The following is a 25,303-nucleotide window of genomic DNA, read 5'->3' as shown; positions in this document are numbered from 1 at the left end:
TAGAGTTCGTTTAGCAAATCGTTTACCATAAATTCAATGGCTTACGATCTCGCAAAAATCAGCATTTCAAACTTGGTTCGGCCCGCTTTTGACGCGGGCATCGCGCTCACCCGTCTCGACGAGCGCATTGCTCGCTCGCCGGTCGGCGCCGGCTTCCTTGAGCGTATGCATTTTGCTGACGCGTGTGCCTCGCTCTGGATCGACGGCGAATTGGTGCATCTCGAAGACCTCGTCCTCCATGACGCCTTGCGCGACACCCGCACCCCCACCCACGAACTCACCATCGCCCGCGACGTTCTCCGCACTCGCCGGCGCATTGGTGGTCAGTCGCCGGACTGGGCACTATCGCCCGACGGTATTCGATCCTTGCGACAGACCCAAGCGTGGCCTGGATCATCAGACGGGTTTGAAAACACCGCGGACGGCAGAAGCATCGAGCCCGCAAGAATGGTCGAGCGGGAAGGGGAGGGGGACGATGATGATTCAGAAAATCTGCCCGGCGTCGATTATGCCGCCATCGATGCGCTGCTCGCTCGATCCGAGGCAGCGATTGAGGACGCCAAGAGGCCCGGCCGGGCTTCGGCTGATACCCGCGAACGAGATCCTCTCGTCTATGATCTCGACTGGGACGAGGATGCCCGGCTCGACGAATGGCGCGGTGTGATACGCCAGGCCGAGCATCTGCCGGCGGTGTTTAGGGCGATCGTCGCCCTCGATGCCTGGAACGAGCTGTCTGTACTTCAGCACGCGCCCTGGCTCGGCCGGCTGCTTTGCGCTTCGATCTTGCGGGAGGCCGGCATTACCAGCGGCGGCCATCTCGCCGCCATCAATCTCGGCCTCAAAACCATTCCAGTGGATCGGCGCCGGAGCCGCGATCGGGAAACACGGTTGCTCGCCATTGCCCACGGCCTTTTGGCGGCCGCCGAGATCGGCATGAAAGAACATGACCGGCTGATTTTGGCGCGTACACTGATGGATCGGAAACTGGAGGGGCGCCGAACGTCGTCAAAACTGCCAGAGCTGGTCGAGCTCGTCATGGCAAGACCGTTGGTGTCAGCTGGGATGGTGGCGAAAGCGCTCGAGGTGACGCCGCAGGCGGCGCGGCGGATCGTTTTGGAACTCGGCCTCAGGGAGATGACGGGGAGGGGGAGGTTTCGGGCGTGGGGCGTGATTTGAAAACTCGGAGAGGACCGCAACTGCTCGAGATGGCCGTTCAGAGCTACGGAAATATGAAAAGGCTATCTCACGGCTCGGCATGAAATCGGAAATGTGCTGAACGAAAAATTTGTTCTCGAGGGAACATGCCTTGAGCACAGTCAATATCGAGATGACAAGATTCAGCCTGACAGAAATAGAAGACAGTGCATGTTCGGTCCGGACGGCGGGTCAAGGGCCGCCGTTGGCGGGCCCAGCTTCACCCTTGACGCGCCGGCTGGCCGGTGCCAACGCGTCTTCGGTTACCCGTTCCGTTTTCGGCGCGGAGATGCGAGGTGGAACAGGCGCATAAGCTCTCTCGGATGCTCGCTCCAAATCGGACAGGTTGCGGCAGGTGGCAGGGCGTTCACACAACCAGGTTTCTCAGACCAGCGTGCGCCGACGAGCCTGATTTTCCAGATTTCGTGCTTCTTCGTCTCGCCATAGGCTGGATGTGACGATCAATTCCAGCGCGTCATATGCTTGTTTGCGTCTCGCCGGGGTCGGCATGACGATGCGGAAAGCGCGTGCGATGTCAGCTACTGTCTGATCTGGCTCGCCCAAGCCAATTTTCCAGCGCCAATCGTTTTCCGAAACGACATCACCAAATGCAAGGATGAATTCCTTGAGGGCGTCATGAAGGTTTTGCTGATTTGACGTTAGTTTGCTTTTATCTACAAAGGTTTTTGTCATGACATTTGCACGCATGGAGCCGTCAGCATAGTAGTCACGCAAGGACTTTTGCCGGGTACCCGTGCTGTCAACGATAGCCCGTAACGGGCCGGCCGCGGGGAGTTCACCGACTTTTTCGATCGCTGCAAAGAATAGCCCGCCCTCAAACGGCGTCACCACGGCGGTCACCGGATCACCTCGTCCCACCAAACGCTGCTCACGACGCATCCAAAGGATTGTTGGCCACAGCGCCGACATCTGCAATTGGATTGCGGCAAAATCTCGCAACTGGCCATTTCGTTCAAGGACCCGTTCGAACAGGTGCGGTTGGGTCATCCCCGGCAATAGCCCGTGCACAAAAAGGATAGAGGCCTCGCGCAGCAGAACAGCATGGCTTTCGATCGAAATGTATTTTTTTCCGGCTTCCACTACCACCCGGGTTTCATAGGCTATCAAACCGGCTCGAGCATCTTGGAGCGACAGCGTGCGCGGAGCACGGACGATGACACAGTCGGGCATATCCTGTCGGAGTACCGTGGCAAGCTTTGATGCGAACAGAGAGAGGCTTCGGCGTTTGACTGCTCCGTGGTGCCAAATTTCGACGGCGCGGCTCAGCGTCTTGTCGGCGGACCCCGCCCAGACCGGGCGGCGCGCCATGATCTCGTCCCCTCGCGCCTTGATAAACTTTTGAATTTGACGACCCAATATCCAGACCTTTTTCCAAACAGACTTAGTTCTTGCGACCGCAACAGTTTACACTACCCCAACCCTAGTTTGGTGAGGTTTCATTGGCGTTTACGCCCGCGCCAGCGGTTGCCGACCTGCGGTTGACAGGGGTGCCGCCTGTTCGTCCGAAGGGGTTACAGATCAAGGATTTTAAAGCGATGCTGTAGTGGCTCGTTCTAATCCAAGGCCGTCGGGCGCAAGCGGCTGAAATTGCAGTCGACTTGCTCGGCGATTTGTCGGAGCCGGTCCGAGTAGGCCTCCCCTTGCGTATCGGCGTCGGTTGCGGCGACGAGCATTTTATCGGAGGGGAGGCCCTGAGTGGCGCGAACCATCGATCGCGATCATCCACCATTGTTGCTGGATCTCAAATGCGCCAGAGCTGCAAGGCTCAAAGCATCGATCGCAGCCAGGTTCTCTCGCTCTGGTAAACGGGGTATGGCGAGGCCAAGCTCGCATTCCCATAGGGACAACGGATGAGGTTGGGTGGCTCCGGCCAACATTTCCCGGGGGTCGGATCTGAAAAAAGCGTCGGAAGGTCGGAGACTATGATGAACTAAGCGAAAAACGATACTACCTCAAGGTGAATGTTAAATCTTTTGCTTCACTCTCGCGCGGAAACAACACCCGACTACTCCTCCGACCTGAGCAAATGATTTCCGAGACGATTCATGTTTCCCATGCCGATATCCTCCAACTCGACGGCCACGCGTATGTCAGCGACCTGAAGGACGCTTTCAGAGAAGCCGCTGAGAAGGCAACTGCGATCGAGATCCTTGGCGGCTACGTCTCCGTTGACAGTACGATCGCCCTTCTGAAAACCGTCCCGCGGTCCAGGCGCGCGGCGTGCCAGATCCGTGTCGCGATTGGCCTTGACGCGAGTGCCAAGCTCAAACAGAATTGGGCCGACCTGCGCAGGCTCCACGACGCGCTCCGTAAAGCCGGTTTCAAAAAAGTCACAGCGTCCGTCATTACGGGACGCAGGCATTTTCACACAAAGCTGTTTCATTTTCTGCGGACCACGCACCACGTCTGGTTTGTCGGATCAGCAAACCCGGGTAGCGACCGCCATGAACTTATGGTCAGTTTCACCGGCAGGCACAAGGCCTTAAAAGAATATATCGATGCGGCCTTTGCCGTTGGACACGAGGTCACCAAACCTTTTCCGCCGAGACAATTGCCGAAAGACTTGCGGGAGTTTTTCCTCACGGGATCGTTGATCCATCGTATCTCGCGGCAGTCGCCGTTTACTTTCGACGCGTTCAGGCTCGATCCGGAAGACCGTGCAAAAATTATGCGGGCGTTGACGGCAGCAGTGGTGCCGCATGCGCGGCCAACGACGCAAGGGTTTGCCTTCGGACTTCGCAGCGCTGTCGAAACGGTGGATATTTTGGACGAGGACGGTGATGACATTGGCCGGGTTCAGGTTCGGCTAAATTCCGTCGATACCGTACTTGGGCTTTGGGCGCCGCGGCCTTTTATCGAGGATATAAAAGCGCAACTCGCGGCAAGCGAGGAAAGCCGGGTGGTTGAACTCCAACGCTTCGCCGAAAAGCTTTCCGGCGACGGAGCGAAAAGGGCGAGGGCCGCATTTTCCGACTACCTGACATCCATGGAGAGGTTACTTGCCGACAACGGCATCAAGCCGAAACCGGTTGCGCAGCGAGATGCCGCCTTTGAGAGGTTTCTCGCATCGAGGCAGCGGATGCTTGCCGACGAGACTGCGATTGCGCGGCTGGCCCGACGCCTTGAGATCATGGACATGCCGGATATTTGGTACGATCCCAGCGCAGTTGAGGCGTTTGAGACAGGCTTCTTTTCGGAGGTCGCTTACCGGCTTCCGGGGCCTGGGCGCATAATCAAATCGATTGCACGCGGGCTATCGCTCCCTGAGCAGGCTTATCTTGACGGGAAGACCCTGAGGGAGCAGTTGGAACGCCGGCTGGAGAGGCAGGCGTGGCGCGATGCGGAATGGGCGGCCTGACGCCGGCCTGGCATCACCTGCAAACACAACCTCTAAACGCCTCGCGCCTGCACCGCTTGCAGCGTCAGACGTTCGTGCTACGTTCTAGAAACGCAAGGATTCGTAATGACAGTGACGCCCTCTTCCCAGATCGATGCGGTAATCGACAGTTTTCGTGTTAAAGACGGCGTGTTTGCAGTTGGTATGCACGAACGTGGCGTAACGCTCTATAACCAGCAAGTGCGCGCGCATAACCTGGTCTGGGCGTTGTCAGAGCTTGAGCAAACAGGAGTACGGCCGCTAGGCCGCATTGCGGTTATCGGCGGCGGCGCAGCGGGATTGACCGCGACCGCGGCCCTTTTGGCTTGCATGCCGGTGGGTAGCTCCGTGACACTGTTCGAAAAGGAGTGGGATCTTTGCCCGGTACAGCAGGGTTGCGACGGCCGTTGGCTGCATCCCAGTCTCTATGCCTGGCCGGAATGGGGAAGCCGGGCACCCAGTGCGTCGCTGCCGATCCTGAACTGGAGCGAAGGTCGTGCCTCCGACGTCGCCCGCGCGCTACTCGACGGATTTTCAAAATATATTAACGAACGAACGGAAAGCAGATTTAAAGCGTTGGTCGGCGTCCATCACTTGCAAATCAATGCCACCCGCAAGGAAATCAGCTTTATCGGAACCAACGTCGTCATGACGGGCCCCTATTTTAAGCAGGGGGACAGCGAAGGCGGAACCGAGAAATTCGACACGATCATCTTGGCAGCCGGCTTCGGTTGGGAACGCGTTAATGATTACAACACCAGTTCGTACTGGCGCAACGAGCAGATTGCCCAGCCAAACCTCACTGTTGACCGGAGCCGATACCTTGTTTCGGGGTTTGGGGACGGCGCTCTGGTTGACGTCTCCCGCCTGACGATCGAGCGGTTCCGGCAGGATACGATCCTCTACGAACTGTTTGGCGACAAGTTGGAGAAAACCGAGGAAGAGTTGCGGCGCGGAATAGCCAAGGCTGGTCCCAATCTTCTCGGCTACTTTACGAGGATTGAGGCGAAGCTGCTAGAAGAGGCCAAAGTGTCGATGCGCGGCAGACTGCGGAAAGACACTGCGGTCACGCTCCATGTTTCCGGGACCGACGAGAAGGCGCCGAAAGACCTCCGTGACGTCTTCGGGCCGGGCAGCTCTGTTCTCAACCGACTGCTGACATATCTCCTTTACCGGTGTGGCGCCATTTCGATCAGCCGTCGTCCTCTCGGCGAAGCGATTTCGAGCGCGCATATCGCCCACGAACATGTATTATGTCGCCACGGGTGCGATACAAAACGTCATCTACAACTCATATTCTCCGATTATGATAAGGTAAAACTGGCGTTTGCCGATATGGAAGATAAGCAGGCACAACATCCGACCCGCTACTGGGCCCCAGGGTATTTTCCTGTTTGCTGAAGGAGTGACCATGGACTTGTTCAATAATCCGGAACCCGTTCCGCCGGCGTCGCAGATGGCCGTCCTTCCCTTCCTGGCAGGGGTGCAAGGCCTATTGTCGGCAGGCCGGGTCGATAATCTACAATTGACTATCCACCGCCTGATGTATCGTGAAGGGCAGGAATTCCTGCAACAAGTCTGTCCCTATCTGCCGCTCGGCGCGGGCGCTGACGGCGCCGGACGCGTATTTTCCGTGAACACTGGCATCATGGGTGCAGCCTACGACAAGGCTCAATTGTTCCGCACGCGCTACTTTGAAGATGAGCAAGCGTTCATTGCCGCACGCAGCAAGGATGCCAGCATGAAGGAGGATGCCAAGCGATCGTGGCTTGCGATCCCCTTGCTTGGCCCGGATGAACAGGTTGTGCTTATTCTTTACGCCACCTGCGAAACGCTAAACTTCTTTTCCGATGATGCGCGCATCCATCAGATTGTTGCCATGGCGAAGGGCTTTTGCTTGCTGCACGATTTCCTTCAGGAGTCGCCCTTCACCAACCTTCGGAATTTTCCCCTGTTGAAGGGTAAACCAAATCGGGATGGCGGCGGTCTTCACAAGGTGCAGGAAACTGTAGACATCGAACTCCCTCGTTTCAAAACCCTGTCGTCGTTCAACTACGAGGCCGCCGCCGCCTAAAGCGGTAGCTTGGCATCCTGCCCCGTGACCGCACTTTATTCGGCCACGTTTAAGTCTGCGCACGGTGACGCGAGCTCAAGCTTGAGATCAGGCTTGAAGAGCAGCGTTGCAACGGGCTTTGGCGATGAACTCAAATTACTGCAAGGTGGTACGAACAGCATTAAGGAAGGAAAACTTCCCTTGAAAACGCCCTATCTCACCAATATCCGCGTTCCCGTTAGACATTCTCCGCTTGATGTTACGAAAACATTGGCTAGCCGAGGCGAGCAGCGTGACGAAGCAGTGCCTCCAGGAGATCTTCGGACACCACGTTGCGAACGTTAGGCTCCAGCAGGAATGACGCCAACTGAGATGGGAAACGGTCCGAATTCCAAACCTGCGCGAGACTCATCGCCGACTCCCTAAGTAAAAGGAGGGTTTCCTTTGGTGCTCTGCTGTTGATGTCCCCCATCACCTTCAGGATGATATCGGGGGGAACTTGCTCAGGCGCAGCAACCTTGGCACCGTAGTGCTTGACCGCGGCATCGAGGACGAGCCACAGATCGGGCACCAGTTCCAAAATGCGCGCGGGCGAAATGTCGCCACCTTCAACCACAGCCAGGATCTCGTTGTGGATACCGGCATAGTGAGAGGGGTGCATCTGCACGATTTTATAGTCGAACAGGTCCTTTTGTATAGTACGTAGATCAGCCTGTTTTAACTCCACGTGCTCCTGGCCGGGAAATATATGTCCCACCACACGTACCCAGTGAGCCCAGATTCTCGCCACGATGAGTGCATGCGTTCCGGCGGGCTGTTGCGCAGCCAACGACAACCACTTCTGATCGTCCCGAAGCTTCTCCACCATCGCTTTTTTAACCCGCACCTTCGTTTCCCTAAGGACGCGCGCATTCGCTTGATCTGCCGAAATATCAAAAAAGCGGATTTGTAGAACTGCATCCGCTCGATCAAACAGAACCGCTGAGATTGCCTCAAACCGGTGGAGCGCTTCGACGTCCTCCGGAATATGTTTCAATCGAATCCTAATCCTGCCGCGCATCAAAGGCTTAGGTCGGGCTCTGTTCGCAACCTCAACGATTACGAATTTGGGTTGTTGCTGCTCTTTGGGCCGGCGCACCAGCCGCGCGACTAGGTCCAGCGTCAAGGCGTTGAAAGCGTCGGTGGCCGCCTGTCCCTGCAGGTCTAAAGTTTCGGCGCGAACATTTTGCTCGACAGCATATCCTTCGGAAACAAGCTCGGCCTGGATCGCGTCAAGTTGCGTTTGCTCGTTCATCGCGTAACAGACCTTCCGTGATTGGGAGGAAAGTCGACCGATACAAACACCGCAGCCTGTGCGGTGTTTGCATGAAGCATTGCGCGGTACTCTTCCAGCCGTAGCCCGTAAAATCTAGTATGAAACCGCATGTTGGTTCGCTGACTGACGACATGTTCGACATGACGGTCGTCGCTCAGCACGCGTGGGGTTGCTCGGGGTCCAGGACCCGTCTTTCCGTCCAATCCGTCAAAGATCGCTTTTAAAATGTTATCTACATCCTTCGGCCGGTCGAGACGGCGGAAATAGCGTATGCGCACCGAGCAAGATCCGCTCACCAGCGAGCCCGCCCATGACGCGGTGGCCGTGCCGTACGTGTGCACGTCCGCGCGCCACGCCTTGTAAGGAAGGGTGCCGTAGCGGTTCACCGAAACAGGCGATCCGGGCACGAAAAACTCATGTGGCAGGGTAGGGGAGACTACGAATACGGTCATTCGGCATGATCTTCACAAGTTTGGCACTGCTATACCAGATGAACATAGACTTGCAATCAGCACGAGCGCAAAACTCTAGGCACGCCGGCTGAGGTCAGGTGCTGGGTGCACACCTGAGATCCGACTAACGCTCGATACCATCGTCAGAAATCGCTAATGAATGTCGAAGCTCTTTCAACCTCTTGAAGTTATCTTGAGTTGCGTTCCTGGTCGATAAACGATCAACTGCAGGTGACCATTAGCGATTCGGGGGAGGGCAGAGGTCCCGATTGCTTTAATTATATCCATGATGTCAGGTTGCGGGTGGTTCCCGCCCCATCATTAGTCGAGGATTTTGAAACTTGTCCGCAGGGTGGGGCGAACGCCTGGACAAACATTTCGAGGCGTTGCGGATCGAACGGACGAAGTCCGGTACGCCCGTTTTTGCATTTGAGCATGGTCTGAATTCAGACGAACTTGCTGAGTTGTCTGATTATCTTCATGCACAGTTGCGCAATAGAGCGTTCTTCCTGCCGGATTGGCTGTTGTGGGTCGTCTACGGTGCCGAACTCGGTTACGACTTCGATGGACAGGACTACTGGACGAATTTCGAAAACCGGATGCCCTATTGGCGGCATTACTATCACAGGCGGTGGCTCCGTGAGGCGTTCAAGCGTTTCCATCGGCGTTATCAGGGCTTCGTGCCGTTGGGGACATGGGCGACACACTTCTCGATCATAGCCTGGCCCATCACACACGCGATCTTGCCGCGGGATTTGCAGACACAACTAGCCCGTAGACTGTTTTCTCTGCGCTATGGTCTTGCGGAGCGTCTCGACGAAAAACCTGCGGTCATCGGGCGCTATATCAGCGAACGAAGAGAGGGAAGCTCGAGGTTTCGCAACTTTTTGCAACAGGAAGAGATGGTTGGACGTATTGCGATCGGCCTTTTGGGCGGATCGGCGTCATCAGCGAGCGAAACGATTTTTCCACCGACGCTCGATCGGATAGTTCAGGATCTTGAAACCGGGCAAAGCGCCAAGGCGTGGCTCGGAGACGCGCGTCGTGTCGTCGAACGCGCACGCATCAAAGGTGTCGGCGGTTACGGTCGATGGCCGCGCGCTGCGATCGACAATATCAATCTTGAGCTTGGTACTGCATCATCGGAAAGGCCTCTCTCACTCAAGCCATCGCTTGCACTTGTACGCGCAGAAGGAAACGAATGGCTTGTGATGGCGCAACTTCCATCCTATCGGCCGCTCGCGGAAATTTCTGGTGATTTCGAGCGGTTTGTTAAAACAACGCGTTGCAAGATCGAGGGCGCCGATGGTTTACGACCCGCCGGCTGGCTTTTGTCAGAAGGACCGCGACGCGTCTTGACGTCGTGGCCGAACCCAAATTTGCCACTCGTCCGCTTCGAAAAGCGGCACGCAACAATCGACCGTTTAATGGCATCGGATGCCTGCATAACCCCAGGCCCAACCTGGTTGTTCGAAACAGGTACGGACGGTAGAGCCTCGGAGGTCGTAACCAAGAAGCTTCACCCTGGCAAACGTTACATCATTGTATCGCAAACACCCATTGACGTTCTCCCTTTCAGTTCGACAGCACGTCTCCAATGCATGAACTGCTGTGCACAGCAGGTCGATCTTCCGGCCCAGATAGAAAACCAAGAGTACAAAATCTTTAAGGCAGCGGGCCTCCTAGTCACACGCACGATTTCCATTTGGCCGGCAGGGCTACCAGCACGTCGGTGGGATGGACAAAGCCGCGCGGAGTGGCTCGAAGGAGAACTGCCGACGTTTGGTATTGGTGCCGACCACGATATCCAGGATCTATGCGTGTCCGTGAACGCTGGGGCGAGGTTTAATCTGCCGGATGTAGCTGCAGGATGCTCTGCATTCTTTTCTCTCCCGGATATGCACGCTGGTGTCCATCGCCTGCGTGTAGATGCACATGTCGCAAGGGATGACGGCGGGTTCGCCGCCACCACTGCAACAATCGAAGTCACTATCGCTTCTCCGAGTGGCTGGACCCCGGGCACGACGGAATTTAAGGGCATGGTGCCAACGGTCTCTCCAAGCGAACCCACTTTGGACGACTTTTTCGAAGAGCGGCTTGTTGTCACCGTAGCGGGACCAAAAGGGTACAGCTTCAAAGTTTCGGTCCAGCTTTTCGATGCTGGGGGCACCGTCATAGCGAGCGAACTGATTATGGAGGCCAGTCTTCCCTGCGATGAGGGCGTCTGGCGCCGCCAATGTTCACATGTGCTGCGGAACTGGTCAGCGCCCTGGGCAATCCTTTCCGCAACAAGCGCAAGCTTGCTGATCGATAGCGAAGAGCTTGGCACCTACAATATCCCGCTCCACCGAGATGTGAGGCCCGTTCGATTTGTCTGGCATACGGACGGAAAAACAACGCAGGTGCGGCTGATCGACGAGCATCAGGGGAAGCGTCCCGTGAAGGCGTCCTTTCATCCATTCACGGTGCCGTGCATGCCCTCCGTCCTGAGCTTGGAGGCACTCCAGGAAGGGTTCGAGCCTCCCGGACCGGGCGGCATGTTCCTTCTTGAATACGCCGAGGTAAAGGAAACGCTTGCAATCAGCATGCCGCATATAGTCGATTTATCCGAGCTTGCACCCGAACCAGACCAAAGGTGTTTTCCGGGTGGACACGATGCACTCGAACGGACCCAGGCCCATTTAGTGCGATGGCGATCCGCGGCTCTCGCCGGACCCTTGGCAAACTTTCGGCGAGAACGGGTCGTTCAACGTCTGGAACAGCATTTTTTTAAAGTCCTTTGTGGCGAGAGATGGGTTGAGGCCGAGCGGGTTTACGAGCTATCGCGCAAGAGCACGCACGATTTGAAAATGCTGGCGATGAAGACGGAAGCAAACAAATCGTTCGCCGTTTTGCTCAGCCGCGTCCTTGCCGAACTGCGCGGTCTCGACGAGGGAGCCTCCATCGATCGGTTTGCCGAGATGGCAAATCGGTATGGTGTATCAGACATCGCCACTGCCCGTGCAGCGATGGCGATATGCATGAATGGTGGTACGAAAGCGGATACGCAGGCTTTTGACTTCGCAAGGTCGCTTGGAAAGGGCGGTCGACCGATCTTGAGAGCGGCACGCTTCGTATGTGATGCGGAGGTTCCCATGGTGCAACAGAACTCATCGAGGGAAGCTTCGTGATAACCAGTATCTCAAGCGCGGAAGTGTTGACCACGACGCACCGGTTCCTCGGCGTTTCCGACGGCGGATCGGTGGGGCGGAGTTATCTCGCAGCCGCGTTGCGGAGATTGGCTGGGACTGTCTGCCCGTGCTCTCCGAAAACACTTGTCAGAGCAATGGTCGATTGTCATCGTGGTCTGGTGGATGATGCGCACGAGTTTTCAGAGAAAGTGGAGGTCGTCATTGATGACCTTATCTCGATTGGCGACCTTCTCGAAATAAACGATGTCGCCGCCATTGACGAATTGATCCGGGGAACGTGGGTTTTTGCCGCGCCACCTTCCTTTGTAATGCACCTTGGCAATGTCGCGCAGATAATCGGCCTTTCTTCGGACGAGCAGACGCCACTGCCGGCGGAAGTTCGAGATCGTGTACGACTTGAGGGTGTTACGCGGCGTCTCTATCCTAAAGACAACGAGGATCTTCGGAACCTGTTGCTATCATTGGGGTTGCGAGAGATTTACAGCGAGGTCTGGCTGCGTTTTCCGAAAGTCATCCCGGCAAAAGATTTGGTTGATCGCGCTGATCGCCAGTTGTCAGAACTGGGTCCGTCCGGAACACTCGACGGCGCGCGGATCTTCGACCATTTGTCGGAACACCGCGGCTACAGGTCTCGCTGGGAGCCGCTGAAACGCCAGACCGGCCGCTTTATCGTCCGCCGGCCGCAACCCTACGGCGCCGACCGATGGGGATATGGCGAAGTTTCAGGCGGGGAGGTCTGTAAGCTTCTCGAATTTCCGGACTCAAACGACCGCCGCCGGGCCTGCGACATCGCATGGAGGCTGGCGATGGCGTTGAAGGCGCTCGCTGGAAGCAATGTCACGTACCGACTTATCCAGAACCATGACTTCGGTTCCTTCGATTTCCATTTCCCGTTGCCAGATTGGGCGAAGCGGTCCTTAGCGTTCGCCGGCCAACAGGTTGAGCCCCGAGGATGCCTCCTGTCCTTCGACATTGCAGTGGGTCAAGTACCCTCGGCAGAACAATTCCTGAAATCCTACCTCTTCCTGTCGCCTGCCACCATTGATCGGTGAAATCATGAGCAAAACTATCCAAGAGACAATCGATTCCCTTCACGGCTCGCTGAAGGATTACATCGAAGCGACCTATCATATCGGCAATGCTCACCTCATCGAGCATCGGCGACGGCTCCTTAATCGGGTAGGGGTAACTCATCAGATCCCATACCTTGAATCGACACGGCGCTATAAAACCGGCAAGCGTTTTGCAGAGATAACCGGTATTCCGGCCGCGGCGCTGGCGGTGTATAACGCGTTGTCCCGACCGAACGGCGACATGCCTAATCTTCTCCACGATCCGGCCTATACACATCAAGCAGATGCGATCCAGCACGCCTTGATCGACGATAAAAACCTGCTGATCATGACAGGTACCGGCTCGGGTAAAACAGAGTCGTTTCTCATGCCGATCCTTGGCAAGCTTGCGCGGGAAGCATCCGAACGTCCGCACGACTTCAAGAACCGACGCGCCATGCGCGCTCTTCTGCTTTATCCGATGAACGCTCTGGTCAACGATCAGTTGGGCAGAATGCGGGCAATTTTCGGGGACCCTCGTCTTAAAGAGATCTTCGACAATCTCTGCGGCCGCCCGATTACGTTCGCGCGCTACACAAGCCGCACGCCCTACGCCGGCGTACGAAGCAAAGCAAAAGATCAGCGTAAGTTGGTCTCCTTTGAACAGTTTTTCGTCGAGATTGAGCGGCAGGCAAACGACCTAGATGGAGACAACCACGAGCAGGCACTGAAGCTCAAAGCACAATTGAAGAACCGTGGAAAGTGGCCCGCCAAGCCCGATCTTGCCAGTTGGTTTGGAGACAAGGGTGACGACTGGATCGATCGCAAAACGCGAGAATTCCTGCGTACGAACACGCTTCCAGATGACTCGGAATTGATTACGCGACATGAAGTGCAGGGCGGTTGCCCGGACCTCCTCGTCACCAACTATTCGATGCTCGAATACATGCTGATGCGTCCGATTGAACGTTCCATTTTCGACGATACGAAAGCCTGGCTTGCAGAAAATCCGGAAGAAAAGATTATTGTGGTTCTGGATGAGGCCCACTTATATCGGGGTGCAGCAGGGGCAGAGGTTGCCTTGCTGTTGCGCCGGCTGCGTGATCGGCTTGGTATCCCTCCCGAGCGTTTTCAGGTTATTTGTGCGACGGCCAGTTTTAGCGACGAAAAGGAGGCCGGTCTGTTTGGTGCAGCCCTCGCCGGCGTTCCGGCCGACCTCTTTGAAGTTGTCACCGGACAGTTGAAGACCAGGCCTGACGAGGGACCGGGCACGCTTTCCGACCAGACTGTACTTGCTTCGCTTGACCTCGAAAAGTTTTATGACCCGGATCCACTGAAGCGGCAGGAGGCGGTTGCACCATTCCTGTTCTACCGCAAAATAAAACAGACGGGCGACCTGGAGCGTGACCTTTTCGATGCGCTGGAAAGCTTTCCGCCAATCGGGTTGTTGATCAATACAACTATGGAAGCGGCACAGCCGCTCGCCGATCTGGGCCATACATTGTTTCCGGTTGATGCAGGGAAGGCCGATCAGTCGCTGACAGCATTATTGGCGCTTGGGAGCGTCGCACGCGAGAGCGCGCAAGCCGCAGGGCTGTTACCATGTCGCGTCCACAACTTCTACCGCGGGCTGCCAGGATTGTGGGTTTGCATGGATGCGGAGTGCAGCGAGGTGCACGAACGCGAGCGCTCCGGTGTTTGCGGAAAGATGTTCGGCCAGCCGCGCGATCAATGCAATTGCGGTGCACGCGTTCTACAGTTTTTCACATGTCGAAACTGCGGTGCTGCCCATGTGCGTGCGCACACCAACAATGTCGATACTCCACGCTCCTTATGGGCGGAGCCGGGACAGCGGCTTAAGATGCAGGGTGGGGAGACCCGGGAACTCCTCGATCTCGACCTCTTGCTGGAAATGCCTCGTTATGAAGCTTCGGCAGAGGTTGCCAATTACGATCTGTTGACCGGCCAGTTGGATCCGGATGTTCTTGGATCCAGAATGCGCACCGTATACATTCGTCGAGATCGGACAACGCCCGCGACCGATGAGAATGGAGACGCTGACGTCCGCGACGAGGCACGAGGTCAATTTATCCCTTGTGCGGTGTGCGACAAAACCGCCAGCTACGGCCGGACCTCTGTGCAGGATCATCAGACCAAGGGCGATCAACCTTTTCAAGCCTTGGTCTCGCGGCAGATTCAGGTGCAACCACCGGGGTCGCAAGAGGCGTCCGCGTTTGCGCCGTTGCGAGGCCGAAAGGTTCTGGTTTTCTCGGATTCCAGGCAGGTCGCTGCCCGTTTGGCGCCCAATCTGCAGATGTACTCCGTGCGTGATGCGCTGCGCTCGCTTATTGTGTGGGGCTTTAGACGGCTGCAGCAGTCCGAAATGCTGCGCCCCAATCTGAGCCTCGAGGATCTATACCTTGCAGTTATGATTAGTTCACGCGAACTAGGCATCCGGCTTCGCCCTGAAATGCGAAGTGGGGAAACTTTTGCCGAGACCGTCATCGATGATGCGATCGGAAATGGCGCCCTTAAAGACGAGATGCAATTGTTCAGGTTGCAATCCGACTTCTTCCACGAAACGCCTCCAAGCGGTCTGCTGGACGACATTGTAAAGACGGTGAGGGATCCGCATCTGGGTCTGGAGGCACTGGCACTTGCGTCCTTGTGCGAGACCGCCCGAAAGCAGAGAGACATTATCGCCCTTGCCAGTATACCTGGTCTGGCCGAGACGAACGAAGACAAGATTGCACTGGGGCGGGCTTGGCTGCGCTACTGGAAGAGAGAAGGCTTCTGGCTAAGCCGGATGCCGACAGGATGGTACAAGCGGGAGGGCAGGGGAACAACAGTTCGCAGCCGAAAAGCGACGTTCACCCTAATGAAGCGTCTGATCGGTGATACCAATAGCAACAAGATTTTCAACAAATCATGGGAGCCGGCACTGCGGGCGATGTTTACGGAAGACATCGACAACGGTTACAGACGGTTGCTCGGCAGGAATATGGCCCTCGAACTGGAGGGCAATTGGGTTCGCTGTGAAGCCTGCCGCTCCGTTCACCGCCCGGTTCCCCAACGTCGCCAATGTCTTGACTGTGGATCGACTGAGATCAAGCCGTTGGACCCTGTGAATGACCCGGTTTTCGTGGCGCGCAAAGGCTATTATCGAACGCCCGTCGTCACTGTTCTCAATGACCCGACTTCGCCACCAATGGCTTTGATCGCCGCAGAACATACCGCGCAATTGAACGCGCCGCAAAGCGAAGACGTGTTCTCAAAGGCCGAGGAGAATGAACTCCTTTTCCAAGACGTTGAACTCACCTGGATTGATCGGCCTAAGAAGGTGACGGCGATCGACGTGTTGTCAAGCACGACCACCATGGAAGTCGGGATTGATATCGGAGCGCTTTCCGGGGTTGCGCTGCGTAATATGCCGCCAGGCCGGGCTAACTATCAGCAGCGCGCTGGCCGCGCCGGCCGCCGAGGGAATGCCGTGGCGACTGTTATCGCGTTCGGTAGTGCCGACAGCCACGACGAACATTATTTCACCGATCCGAAGGCGATGATCGCGGGTCGTGTTGTCGACCCGAAGCTTACGCTGAACAACCCCGATATCGTGAAGCGGCACATTCGCGCCTTTATACTTCAGTGCTATCTACAGGATCGGGTTGCTACCTTCGCTCCGAATGCTGACCCGGACCTTTTCTCAGTTTTGGGAACGGTACAGGCTTTCCAGTCCGGCTCTGGTGCTTTGAACCGGATGGATTTTGGCAACTGGCTGTCTGCCAACACGGGCATGCTACAGTCACGGGCCGGTGCCTGGATTCCGGCCGAGCTTTCGCTGGATGCCCGGGATGCGCTACTTCTCGGCATGGCCGATGACTGCCTGAGAGAGATTGACAACGCGTTAGCAATTGCGTCCAGCACAGAGCAAATCGTGTCCAACCCTGCCGACGGCGGCGGCGAGGAAGAGAACGTCGAGGTGCAACTTGAAGAAGGCGAGGAACTTCCTCGTTTGGCACCTGACGGAAAACTGTTGGACCGGCTCCTCTACAAGGGCGTGTTGCCCCGATATGCGTTCCCGACCGACGTAGCGACGTTTAACGTTTTTGACACAACGCGATCGACTTCGTTTCGGCCGATCATGAAATTCGCGCCGTCGCAAGGACTTCCCGTTGCCTTGTCGCAGTATGCACCGGGCAAACAAGTTTGGATTTCCGGCAAGTGCTATACGTCAGGCGCCATTTACTCCCCGATGCAGCAGGATCGTCACGACGCCTGGCACAATCGGCGGCTATTTCTCGAATGCTCGGAATGCTCCTTCGCCGACACTCGCGCTCTCGACAGCGGTTTGAAGCTTGGATCAAAGCTTAACTGTATAGCGTGCGAATCAGAAGAGACATTCGGACCCGCTCGTTATTGGCTCCGCCCCCCGGGCTTTGCACATCCGAGGGACGCTGAAGAAGTAACGTCTCCGGACGACATGCCTGAAACTGCATACGCTACCCGCGCCAAGCTCAGAATGCCGACACCTCCCGATGACCTACGCTGGCGTACTGTTAGCGACCGGGTAAGGGTTATGCCGGAACGAAATTTCCTTCTCGTTTCCAATACCGGCCCAAAGCATGAGGGCTACGTTTACTGCACGCTTTGCGGCCGTATCGAGAGCAATGTCGAGGCGACGGGATCACTGAACCAGCCGCATCCTAAGCCATTCCCCGATGACAAGGAGCCGATCTGCAACGGCACGCGAACGGCTCAGCATCTGGTGTTGGGAACCGATTTTATAACCGACATCGCTTTGTTCTCTTTGAGGGTCAACGCTCCATTGAGATTAAGGCCGGGCCGCTTTGAGACCGATGTTGCTCTGCGGACCGTCAGCGAGGCCTTGGCAAAGGCCGCCTGCAATATGTTGGAGATCGAGCCTGGGGAATTGATGGCGGAATATCGCCCGGCGCTGACGCCGGGCGGGAGAAGCGGCCTTGAAGCGGAGATTTTTCTTTACGACACACTTCCGGGCGGGGCGGGCTTTGCAACGCATTTAGCAGATCGCGGGACAGAGCTGTTTAAAAGTGCCCTCGAACTGTTGCAGGACTGCCCGGACGGATGTGATGCGTCCTGCTATCGATGCCTGCGCAGCTTTAAAAACAAATTTGAGCACCGATTTTTGGATCGCCACGTCGGGCGAGAGCTTCTTCTGTATCTCGTCCACGGCGTTGTTAAGCCGTTCGATCCAACGCGGATCCGCAACTCCACAAATGTGCTCGGAGATGACCTCAAACGTATAGGCGGATATGACGTCAAGCTTTTCGAAAAAATCGAAATTCCCGGACACGGCTTGGTCGAGATTCCAATTCTTATTGCCACAGATACCGGACAACAGCATGTGGTCGCATTGTCCGGGGCACTGACCGACGGACACCCAGCGGATCCGGCAATCGCCAAACTCCAATTCGACTTCGAAGCTATCAGCGTTGCGGTCGTGAATGAATTGCTTGTTAGGGTAAACATTTCCGACGCCACTCGAAGGATCAAGGCACAGTTGGAGGGCAGTCTGTGATTGAAATTGTCGGCGTTCTGGACGGGCAGGAATATGAAGCCGCCGTGCATATAAGACGGTTACTTTTGAATGTCTGGCCCGATCTTGCGCAGAGCAGACGCGACAACGTCAAGATCTTTGTCGGCTTCAAAATGTATGGCCAGAGTGTCGAAGATCTCGATCTGGTAGTGATTGGCCATTTTCATGAGCCGAGAGAGTTCGCGGTCGAATACAAGTTCTTTCCAAGGGATGGTGACCCCTTCGTCCCGCGGCAGGGCTGGGTCAAGAATTTTGGACTTCTGATTGAAGTCAAGTCGCATGATGCGGGCGGCGTTCATTTTGATGGCAAGGTCGCGTCGGTGCGATATATGCGCAATGGAACAGGAAAATGGGAATGCGTGACTGAGAAAAATCGCGCTCAGATGTTCGAGTTCAAGAAATATCTTGCGCGCCAGGGCTTGGACCGGATCCATGTCCAGGATCTCATTCTGTTCACGGGATTGCGCGAACGGGATTTGCCGGAGCGTCCCCATAACTGCTTGGCGAACGATGCGAGCTTTGAGAGATTGCTGAATATCCTTGGACAGATTTCCCGTCCCCATCGCAATGGCAATCGCGTGACGCTCTCCTTCGGGGCGGACGATGCGTTTCAGGCTCTACTGGGAGGAAAGTTCGGCGTTTTTGATGTCGTCGAGCCGACCCCCCTGGACCGACGCCGAATGGATTTGATTGCGAAAAAGGCCGTGCCCGATGACTGGATGGACGATTTGGGTCGACGCCAGATCATCCTGCGCGGACGCGGCGGGGTGGGCAAGACTGTCCATCTTTTGCAGATGGCGTACCGGTCGTTTGACTCGCGCCAGCAACGATCGCTGCTATTGACGTTTAACAAGGCTCTTGTTGCCGACTTGAGAAGAACCATGGCGCTGCTTGGTGTTCCCAGAAGCGTTGAAAATGGCGGTATTGCCGTTGAAACGGGACACGGTTTTTTTGGCAAGCTGATGCTATCACTGGGCGTAATTTCGGACTTTGACGGGTTTCTCGAAGACTTTGACCGTCACAAGCAGACAACGTTGCAGTACCTGGAAACAGGAACGATTGACGAAGACGACATCGCGTCACTGCTGCAGAAAAATCCCACTGAATTCGACTGGGACCTTATTTTCGTTGACGAAGCGCAGGATTGGCCACAGGACGAAATCACGATCCTAAAGATGGTTTTTGGTACTGAGCGACTTACAGTATCCGATGGCGTTGACCAGTTTGTGCGGGACGACATTGCCGATTGGACCAGCGGCATCGCGAAAGGCGGCGTTCAGCCGCGCCGTCTGATCAAAAGCATGCGTATGAAGTCGAACGTGGCGATTTTTGCCGGCGACATGGCGGCCGCGCTGGGCTTGGAAGACTGGGATGTTGTGCCGAACCAAGATGCGGTCGGCGGACGCGTCATTGTCGTTGAGGGTGACTTGTCCAGCCGTCCAAACATGTTGCACGGCCTTGCGGCTGAAGCGCTGTCGCTTGGAAATTACCCCGTCGACATGCTTGCCTGTATTCCTCCAAGCATGGCGAGGGCGGCGTCCGAGGACGGCCTATGTGCGCCTGCGAGCCACTATGTCAATTCCGGCGGGCGTGTGTGGGATGGGACGACCCGAGACGTTCGGCAACATTTTCCTACACATCGAGATGAACTCCGCTTTGTACAGTACGATTCCTGCAGGGGTCTGGAGGCTTGGACCTCGATTAACTACGGGCTCGACCAACTATGGGATTACAAATTTAACCAGGGGATGGCCTCGGACCGAGATCGGGATGATCTGTTATTGGGCCGGGAGGAGACGGCCAAACTTCACGCTGCACGGTGGATCATGATCCCTCTCACGAGAGCAATGGATACTATCGTCATCAATATAGGAGCAAGCCCATCGCCGCTGAAGTCGGCGCTCAAAAGCGTGCGGGAGCGGCGTCAGGATTTCGTTCAGTGGATTAGCCCATCATAAATTTAGCGATCGAACAGGTCGTTTGCTTCGCCAGTACGAAGGCTTGCCTGTACCGTGGCAGGGCCGAGAAAACGGAGTTTTTCAAGTGTCTCTGGTCTGAGGCTGCGCGCCTCGAGCCACCTACGGCGCCAGGCCTCACCTATCGCCGACACGGTTTCGCTGTAAACCTCGGCCTGCGAGAGGCCGAGTAGCGCATCTCGGGCCCCAGTACCTAGTTCGCACGCATAGAACAAACGCGGTGTTGCATGATGAAGAATCGTATCGCTGTCCAGGCCGAGTGCGTTCAGCCCTTCGCGGATCTGACGCAGCCTGGGGCTCGTGCCTTCACCAAAGCGATTATTGACGCGCCTGGAAAAATGCCTGGATTGGGCTATCGATCGGAGCGCCTGGGCGGTGTCGGAGCCTAAGTGAAGCGTACCATACCCACCGGTCAAACTGCTGCCGATTGGCTTCCATTCGAGATCAGTCAGGAGAGCTGGGTGGTCTTTCGCCTTAACACAAAGCCGATTGTATTGACTCGAGCCAATGCCGTACAGGCTCGTTGTCGTTAGGATACGAAGGTCTGCAGGTTTGGAGATCGGGCGTCCTGCCATTTGGGAGGCAATGACGCTGACTTGGTTATTGTAACGATGATGATAGGCGTCACGAACCTCCTTGGAGGCAAGGAGTAGGGCGACCAGCTTTCCACCAAGCAGTTCATTATAAGGAGCAACCGCACCACAGACACTGACGTCTGCTATCCGGCTCGATAGCCCGGCTTTGCGGCATTCCGTTAGCACGATATCGATTGCGCGTTGACCGCTTCGGCCTGCCAGGAGTTGTTCCAGTGCCAAGGCGGGCTGGCTGGACAGATTCGCAGCGTGGAACATCAGCCTCGCAAACAGGAGTTGGGCAAGAACCTCGGCGCGTTTTCGCACGAAAAGGAGATCCTCCGACGCCGCGAGCCAGTCTATGTCGGCCGCGTCGCTCCTAACAGCGCCTCTGAGCGGTGACACCGGCTCGCCCGACTCCTGCCGAGCGTCGAAATGGGCCCGCAACTGCATTTCGCGCGCGTAGGCGGCGCCAGCGGCCCGTTGTTCCAGGCGTAAAACAGTGGCCTCGCTCGGTTCGCTGATTTCGTTACATCCGACGAGATCGTCTGAGCGAATAGCTGCTATCGATGCCTCAAGCTGGCTGAGGAGAGATTTCGAGAGCGAATTGGGATCTATGAGCCCGTTATCCAGTCTATGCTTCGTTTCGTCCCGCAGCCAGCCTATCCAGCGATCTCGAACGTTGACACGCATGACCGGACTGGCAAGCATTGCTATCCCGATGACGGGATGTTTCGGTCGAGCGGCATTGCGGATAAGCACCAGCAACTGCCGTCCTGGTATAGGACGATACTCGTGCGCCCATGTATGTCGAAAATATCTCCAAATATCGATAAGATTGAGACCGGTTTGAGCGCAGCGACGCCCTGCTTCGCAAATCTCTACGACAGGCTTGATGATTTCGCCCAGCGCGCGGTCCCGATCTTCTGGGTTGCATGCTTCGATTGACGCAAGCGCATCAGCAAGGCCGTTTCCGTCATCAATCAGATCGAGAATTGAAGTTTTCTGCCCTGATAGGCGACGCGACGGCCGCTCCATGCGTTGTATAAACGACTTGACGGAGTCTTCCCCAAGCTGGCGCTGCCGTGCCAACTGGAGAGCCAGCCGCACACGTGACTTGACGTCTTCGACGGTCTGCGTGCCCGATCGAGCTATACCCGGCGGCTCAAATTGGATTTCGCCTTCGTCTATGGAGACGCGCCAGCCTTGCTCGAAGAGATCAGCGACCAAGAGACAAATTGTCCGCAACTTCTGGCTGACGCCATCGTCAACGTATTGCCGCGCTAGATCGCGCAGTGCTTCCGCGAAACTTGATGGAGGACCATCGGCGAAATTGAGCAGTGCATGCAGTTGTTCTTTTTCTTCCGGCCCCAAGAAAGGGGAAAACGGCCGTAGGCGCCCGCGGCCCTGAATCTCTGCGAAAGGTGGTTTGTCGCTTGTCTGGTCACTCATGCTTCTATGGCCAAGGCTTATGCTCAGTTTAACGCGGCGTCCCTGACTGTACCCATCGGTGCCAGGTGGCGAGCAGATCACCATAGTGATCTTGTCCTTCTGCGCCACCACAACCAGTGCGACTGCCAATCATATCGACAAGTTTTTGCAGTGCCTCGCCACACGCTGCCGCGCCGGCCGATCCGTCGAAAAGAGGGTGGTTCTTGTTTCCCCTCAATTGATGCTCTCCTTTCATCATAAAAAGCGGGGGTGGGTTTGATAAATCGCGGCGCTTCACAGCGGCTGCGGCATCCAATGACTGCTTTTCTACCGTTGTTAAAGGTGGATCTGCGATTGCCGATCGAGACAACGGTGACCTTTTCAGCTTGGCCTGCCGTACTTTCGCTCGAAGCTGCTCGATCGCCTTATGGATGCCGGCCTGCCGCAGCGCGTCCCACACATCTGGCGAGACCGAAACTTGCTGCTTGGATGTGGTGACACCAAAAAGCTCATCGAGACTGGCCGAGAACTCGATCTCGACGCGAATATAGCGGTCGTTGTTGATAAAGACTGTCCAGGGGGCTCTGCTCTGGACGTCGATCAGCCGGCCATTTCGGCTAAAAATCAGGCCGTGATAGTCTTTCAGGAATGGAAAGCGCGCATTCGCATTAAGGCCTACCGCGTCGCGGCTCTTATCGACGCCACCAAAACTCGGAGGCAGCCACGCGTAACGCAACGTCACGATACCTTCCCGATCGGTAATCGGGTTGCGAACGGTAACGTCAACAGGTTCAAGGGCAACGGCGCGATCTTCGTCCAATGCAAAATATTTTGCGGTTGGCGTGAGAAATAGTGGATCGACTGGCTGCATCTGCATTCCGTCGACATACAGACCTGCGAGATTGGCCATCTTGTGATAGGTGACACCCAAATGCCGGAGCAGATTTGTGCGCATCCCAAGCGCCGTGGTCCATTCCACCCGGTCAAGCTTTTCCATGAGGATGATCGTCCCCGAATTCCAGCCGTCAGGATAGCACTGACCGAGATGCGAAAGAAGAAAATCGGGGATTTCGGCCGGCTTGGCGTCTGGCATGACGATCTGACCGTCTGTGGATCGATAGGTCCCTTTGTCCAGGTCATCCAGATCGAGCACGACTTCCAAAGCAGGCCCGCGTTCCAACTTGGATATAATCTTGAAGCGTCGGCCGATGCTGACCGTGGCACAAGGAAGTCCGTAGCCGTATCGTCCAAGCCCATCACGATTGCCTTCGCGATGGGTGCCGCCCCACATCATTGCAAGGCGGAGCATGTTGGATGGCATTCCATGCCCGTCATCGACAACGGCGATACGATTAGGTTTCTTCATTGAGTTGTCTTCGTCGTATCCAAAGACAATATCGATCCGCTCGGCGTAAGCCTGCACTGAATTATCGATGAGTTCGGCGAACGCATGAAGGTTGCTTCTATATCCCAGGTCCCGGATACCTCGAATGAAAGCCTCATCGACTGTCAGGCCGTGCAGCCTGATAGCACTCTGCCGCTCTGCGTAGGCCTGTTGCAGTTCAACAACTGCGTCGCCCCTTGTTCTCATGCTGATCTCCCGCGAATAGCGGCCCAGCAATCAGTTCGCCAGCCGTTTCTGTGAAGATACGTGTTATGGAGGACTTGTCAGTTGATTAGTTCGGAAGCGGGCATTTTTTGTTCAAACGATCGGGGCAGGCATCGGAGAGATGGGGAGTGCGGTTTGGCGCGGTGCTGAGGGATCTGGTTGCCGAACCTTCATGCGACAGTGATGCTGAAAACTACTGTTAACATGAGTCATTTGCAATCTACGACATTGAAATCGCGTGGCTGGACGGTTCGGTTCCCATCAAGGCGAAGAGCGGGAATGGCAAAATTCGCTTGTATAAAACGTCTTTTCACTGGGCAGTGAAAATTGGCGTGACATCGAATATTGGATGGTTTAATGAATTTTCACTCTGCAGTGAAAAAGGTAAAGCATGGAGTTAAGCGAGCGGGACCGTGCGACAAAGGCGATCAATGCGCTTGTTGAAACGCTTGAAGGGCTGCCGCATGTCACGGTTTCCCATGTTGAAGCCGAGCCCGGTTTCGGCCGTCACCTATACCTAGACGCTGCAGTGGAGGCCGATGTAGCCGGCAAAGGCATCGTCTTGATCGTCGAGTGCAAGTCCGTCGTATATCCTCGTGATGTCCGCGAGGCGATATGGCGCCTCCTCGCAGCCAAGAAAGACGCCGAAGCAAAGCGCGTTGAGACTGTCGTGCCCGTTCTCGCAGCAAGCTCCATATCGGTTGGCGCTCGCCAACTGCTTCGAGAGGAGGGGGTTGGATACTTCGATGACGGCGGAAGCCTATTTGTGCCAGCACCAGGCGCCTACCTCGACATCGAGCGCCCCGTCCCAAAGTCTGGGGAACGAAAGATTGGATCCCTGTTTACAGGGAAGCGCTCCCAGATCTTGCATGCCCTGGTTCTGGATCACGGAGACTGGTTCGGCGTCAGCGACCTGGCAGAGCGGGCGAAGGTATCGTTCGGAACCGCTTCAGAAACACTTAGCGCGCTGGAGCGCCTGGAATGGGTGTCTGCTCGCGGCCATGGCCCAAATAAAGAACGGCGCCTGTCGGACACCACCTCATTACTCGACAGCTGGGCTCGCCATGTGGAAGAGGGGCCGCGGTACAAACGCCGGCGCTTCTACGTTCCTGGTAAAGGTGCCGACACTATCGCAAACAAACTGGAAGCTGAATGCGAGGCTCTTGGCGCCGAGTATGTGCTTACCCAAGACAGGGCTGCACAAGAATATTCGCCCTACCTATCATCTATCAATCGCATCGCTTGCCGTATGGCGCCTGGTGAAAAGACAGACATCGTTCTGGAGCATCTTGATGTCCGAGCTGTGACGGAAGGTGCAAATCTCGACGTGATCGAGACGCCCTCCCGAACTCAGTTTCTTTTCAAAGAGAAGCGGGCAGGACTTTGGCTTGCGAGCCCCCTGCAGGTCTATCTGGACCTCCTGCGAGGCGAGGGGCGATCAAGGGATATGGCCGAACACCTTAGAAGAGAAGTTTTAGGAGTCTGA

14 protein-coding genes are annotated in these 25,303 nt (G+C 56.1%); 9 read left to right on the top strand and 5 right to left on the bottom strand.

All coding sequences use genetic code 11. The annotated features are described in order from the left end of the window. Positions 1-36 precede the first annotated feature (36 nt). Positions 37-1,176, top strand: a complete 1,140-nt coding sequence (locus tag AAIH70_RS26045) for an RHE_PE00001 family protein (RefSeq protein ID WP_430036560.1) — start codon at positions 37-39, stop codon at positions 1,174-1,176. Between the two features lie 402 nt (positions 1,177-1,578). Here AAIH70_RS26045 and AAIH70_RS26040 read toward each other — a convergent pair whose 3' ends face one another. Beyond that, positions 1,579-2,523 carry a hypothetical protein gene (locus AAIH70_RS26040; RefSeq protein WP_430036558.1) on the bottom strand — a complete coding sequence of 315 codons (945 nt, stop codon included), beginning with the start codon at positions 2,521-2,523 and terminating at the stop codon, positions 1,579-1,581. A gap of 718 nt (positions 2,524-3,241) precedes the next feature. Here AAIH70_RS26040 and AAIH70_RS26035 point away from each other — a divergent pair. From AAIH70_RS26035 to AAIH70_RS26025, 3 genes are all read left to right on the top strand, one after another. Continuing rightward, positions 3,242-4,573: a phospholipase D family protein gene (locus AAIH70_RS26035; RefSeq protein WP_430036556.1), complete on the top strand. Its 1,332-nt coding sequence runs from the start codon at positions 3,242-3,244 to the stop codon at positions 4,571-4,573. 105 nt (positions 4,574-4,678) lie between these two features. Continuing rightward, positions 4,679-5,992 carry a hypothetical protein gene (locus AAIH70_RS26030; protein WP_430036554.1) on the top strand — a complete coding sequence of 438 codons (1,314 nt, stop codon included), beginning with the start codon at positions 4,679-4,681 and terminating at the stop codon, positions 5,990-5,992. Positions 5,993-6,002: 10 nt separating this feature from the next. Beyond that, positions 6,003-6,665: a hypothetical protein gene (locus AAIH70_RS26025; protein ID WP_430036552.1), complete on the top strand. Its 663-nt coding sequence runs from the start codon at positions 6,003-6,005 to the stop codon at positions 6,663-6,665. A 253-nt stretch (positions 6,666-6,918) separates the two neighbouring features. On the opposite strand, the gene AAIH70_RS26020 is transcribed toward AAIH70_RS26025, so the two are convergent. Further along, entirely contained in the window at positions 6,919-7,938 is a 1,020-nt protein-coding gene (locus tag AAIH70_RS26020; protein ID WP_430036550.1) for a hypothetical protein, read from the bottom strand. Next, positions 7,935-8,411 (bottom strand): hypothetical protein, encoded by a 477-nt coding sequence (locus AAIH70_RS26015; protein ID WP_430036548.1) that lies wholly within the window; start codon positions 8,409-8,411, stop codon positions 7,935-7,937. The genes AAIH70_RS26020 and AAIH70_RS26015 overlap by 4 nt, the downstream gene beginning before the upstream one ends. Before the next feature lie 341 nt (positions 8,412-8,752). On the opposite strand from AAIH70_RS26015, the gene AAIH70_RS26010 reads away from it, so the two are divergent. From AAIH70_RS26010 to AAIH70_RS25995, 4 genes are read left to right on the top strand one after another with little or no spacing between them, the layout of a single operon-like run. Then, positions 8,753-11,581, top strand: coding sequence for a hypothetical protein (locus tag AAIH70_RS26010; RefSeq protein ID WP_430036546.1), 2,829 nt, complete (start codon positions 8,753-8,755; stop codon positions 11,579-11,581). Next, entirely contained in the window at positions 11,578-12,654 is a 1,077-nt protein-coding gene (locus AAIH70_RS26005; RefSeq protein WP_430036544.1) for a hypothetical protein, read from the top strand. The genes AAIH70_RS26010 and AAIH70_RS26005 overlap by 4 nt, the downstream gene beginning before the upstream one ends. 4 nt (positions 12,655-12,658) lie before the next feature. Beyond that, the gene (locus AAIH70_RS26000; RefSeq protein WP_430036542.1) at positions 12,659-18,211 is read left to right on the top strand and encodes a DEAD/DEAH box helicase; all 5,553 of its coding nucleotides are present in this window, start codon (positions 12,659-12,661) and stop codon (positions 18,209-18,211) included. Beyond that, the gene (locus tag AAIH70_RS25995; RefSeq protein WP_430036540.1) at positions 18,208-20,187 is read left to right on the top strand and encodes an RNA helicase; all 1,980 of its coding nucleotides are present in this window, start codon (positions 18,208-18,210) and stop codon (positions 20,185-20,187) included. The genes AAIH70_RS26000 and AAIH70_RS25995 overlap by 4 nt, the downstream gene beginning before the upstream one ends. A gap of 2 nt (positions 20,188-20,189) precedes the next feature. On the opposite strand, the gene AAIH70_RS25990 is transcribed toward AAIH70_RS25995, so the two are convergent. Further along, complete coding sequence (locus tag AAIH70_RS25990) at positions 20,190-22,229, bottom strand: Druantia anti-phage system protein DruA (protein ID WP_430036538.1); 2,040 nt, start codon at positions 22,227-22,229, stop codon at positions 20,190-20,192. A gap of 28 nt (positions 22,230-22,257) precedes the next feature. Further along, positions 22,258-23,799 carry an ATP-binding protein gene (locus AAIH70_RS25985; protein WP_430036536.1) on the bottom strand — a complete coding sequence of 514 codons (1,542 nt, stop codon included), beginning with the start codon at positions 23,797-23,799 and terminating at the stop codon, positions 22,258-22,260. Positions 23,800-24,208: 409 nt separating this feature from the next. Here AAIH70_RS25985 and AAIH70_RS25980 point away from each other — a divergent pair, with 409 nt between their 5' ends. Beyond that, complete coding sequence (locus tag AAIH70_RS25980; protein WP_430036534.1) at positions 24,209-25,303, top strand: type IV toxin-antitoxin system AbiEi family antitoxin; 1,095 nt, start codon at positions 24,209-24,211, stop codon at positions 25,301-25,303.

The sequence above is a fragment of the Neorhizobium sp. BT27B genome (assembly GCF_050455485.1).
GTDB lineage: Bacteria > Pseudomonadota > Alphaproteobacteria > Rhizobiales > Rhizobiaceae > Neorhizobium.
Note: the sequence above shows the minus strand (reverse complement) of the source record. Positions and strands in the feature narration are given on the sequence as shown.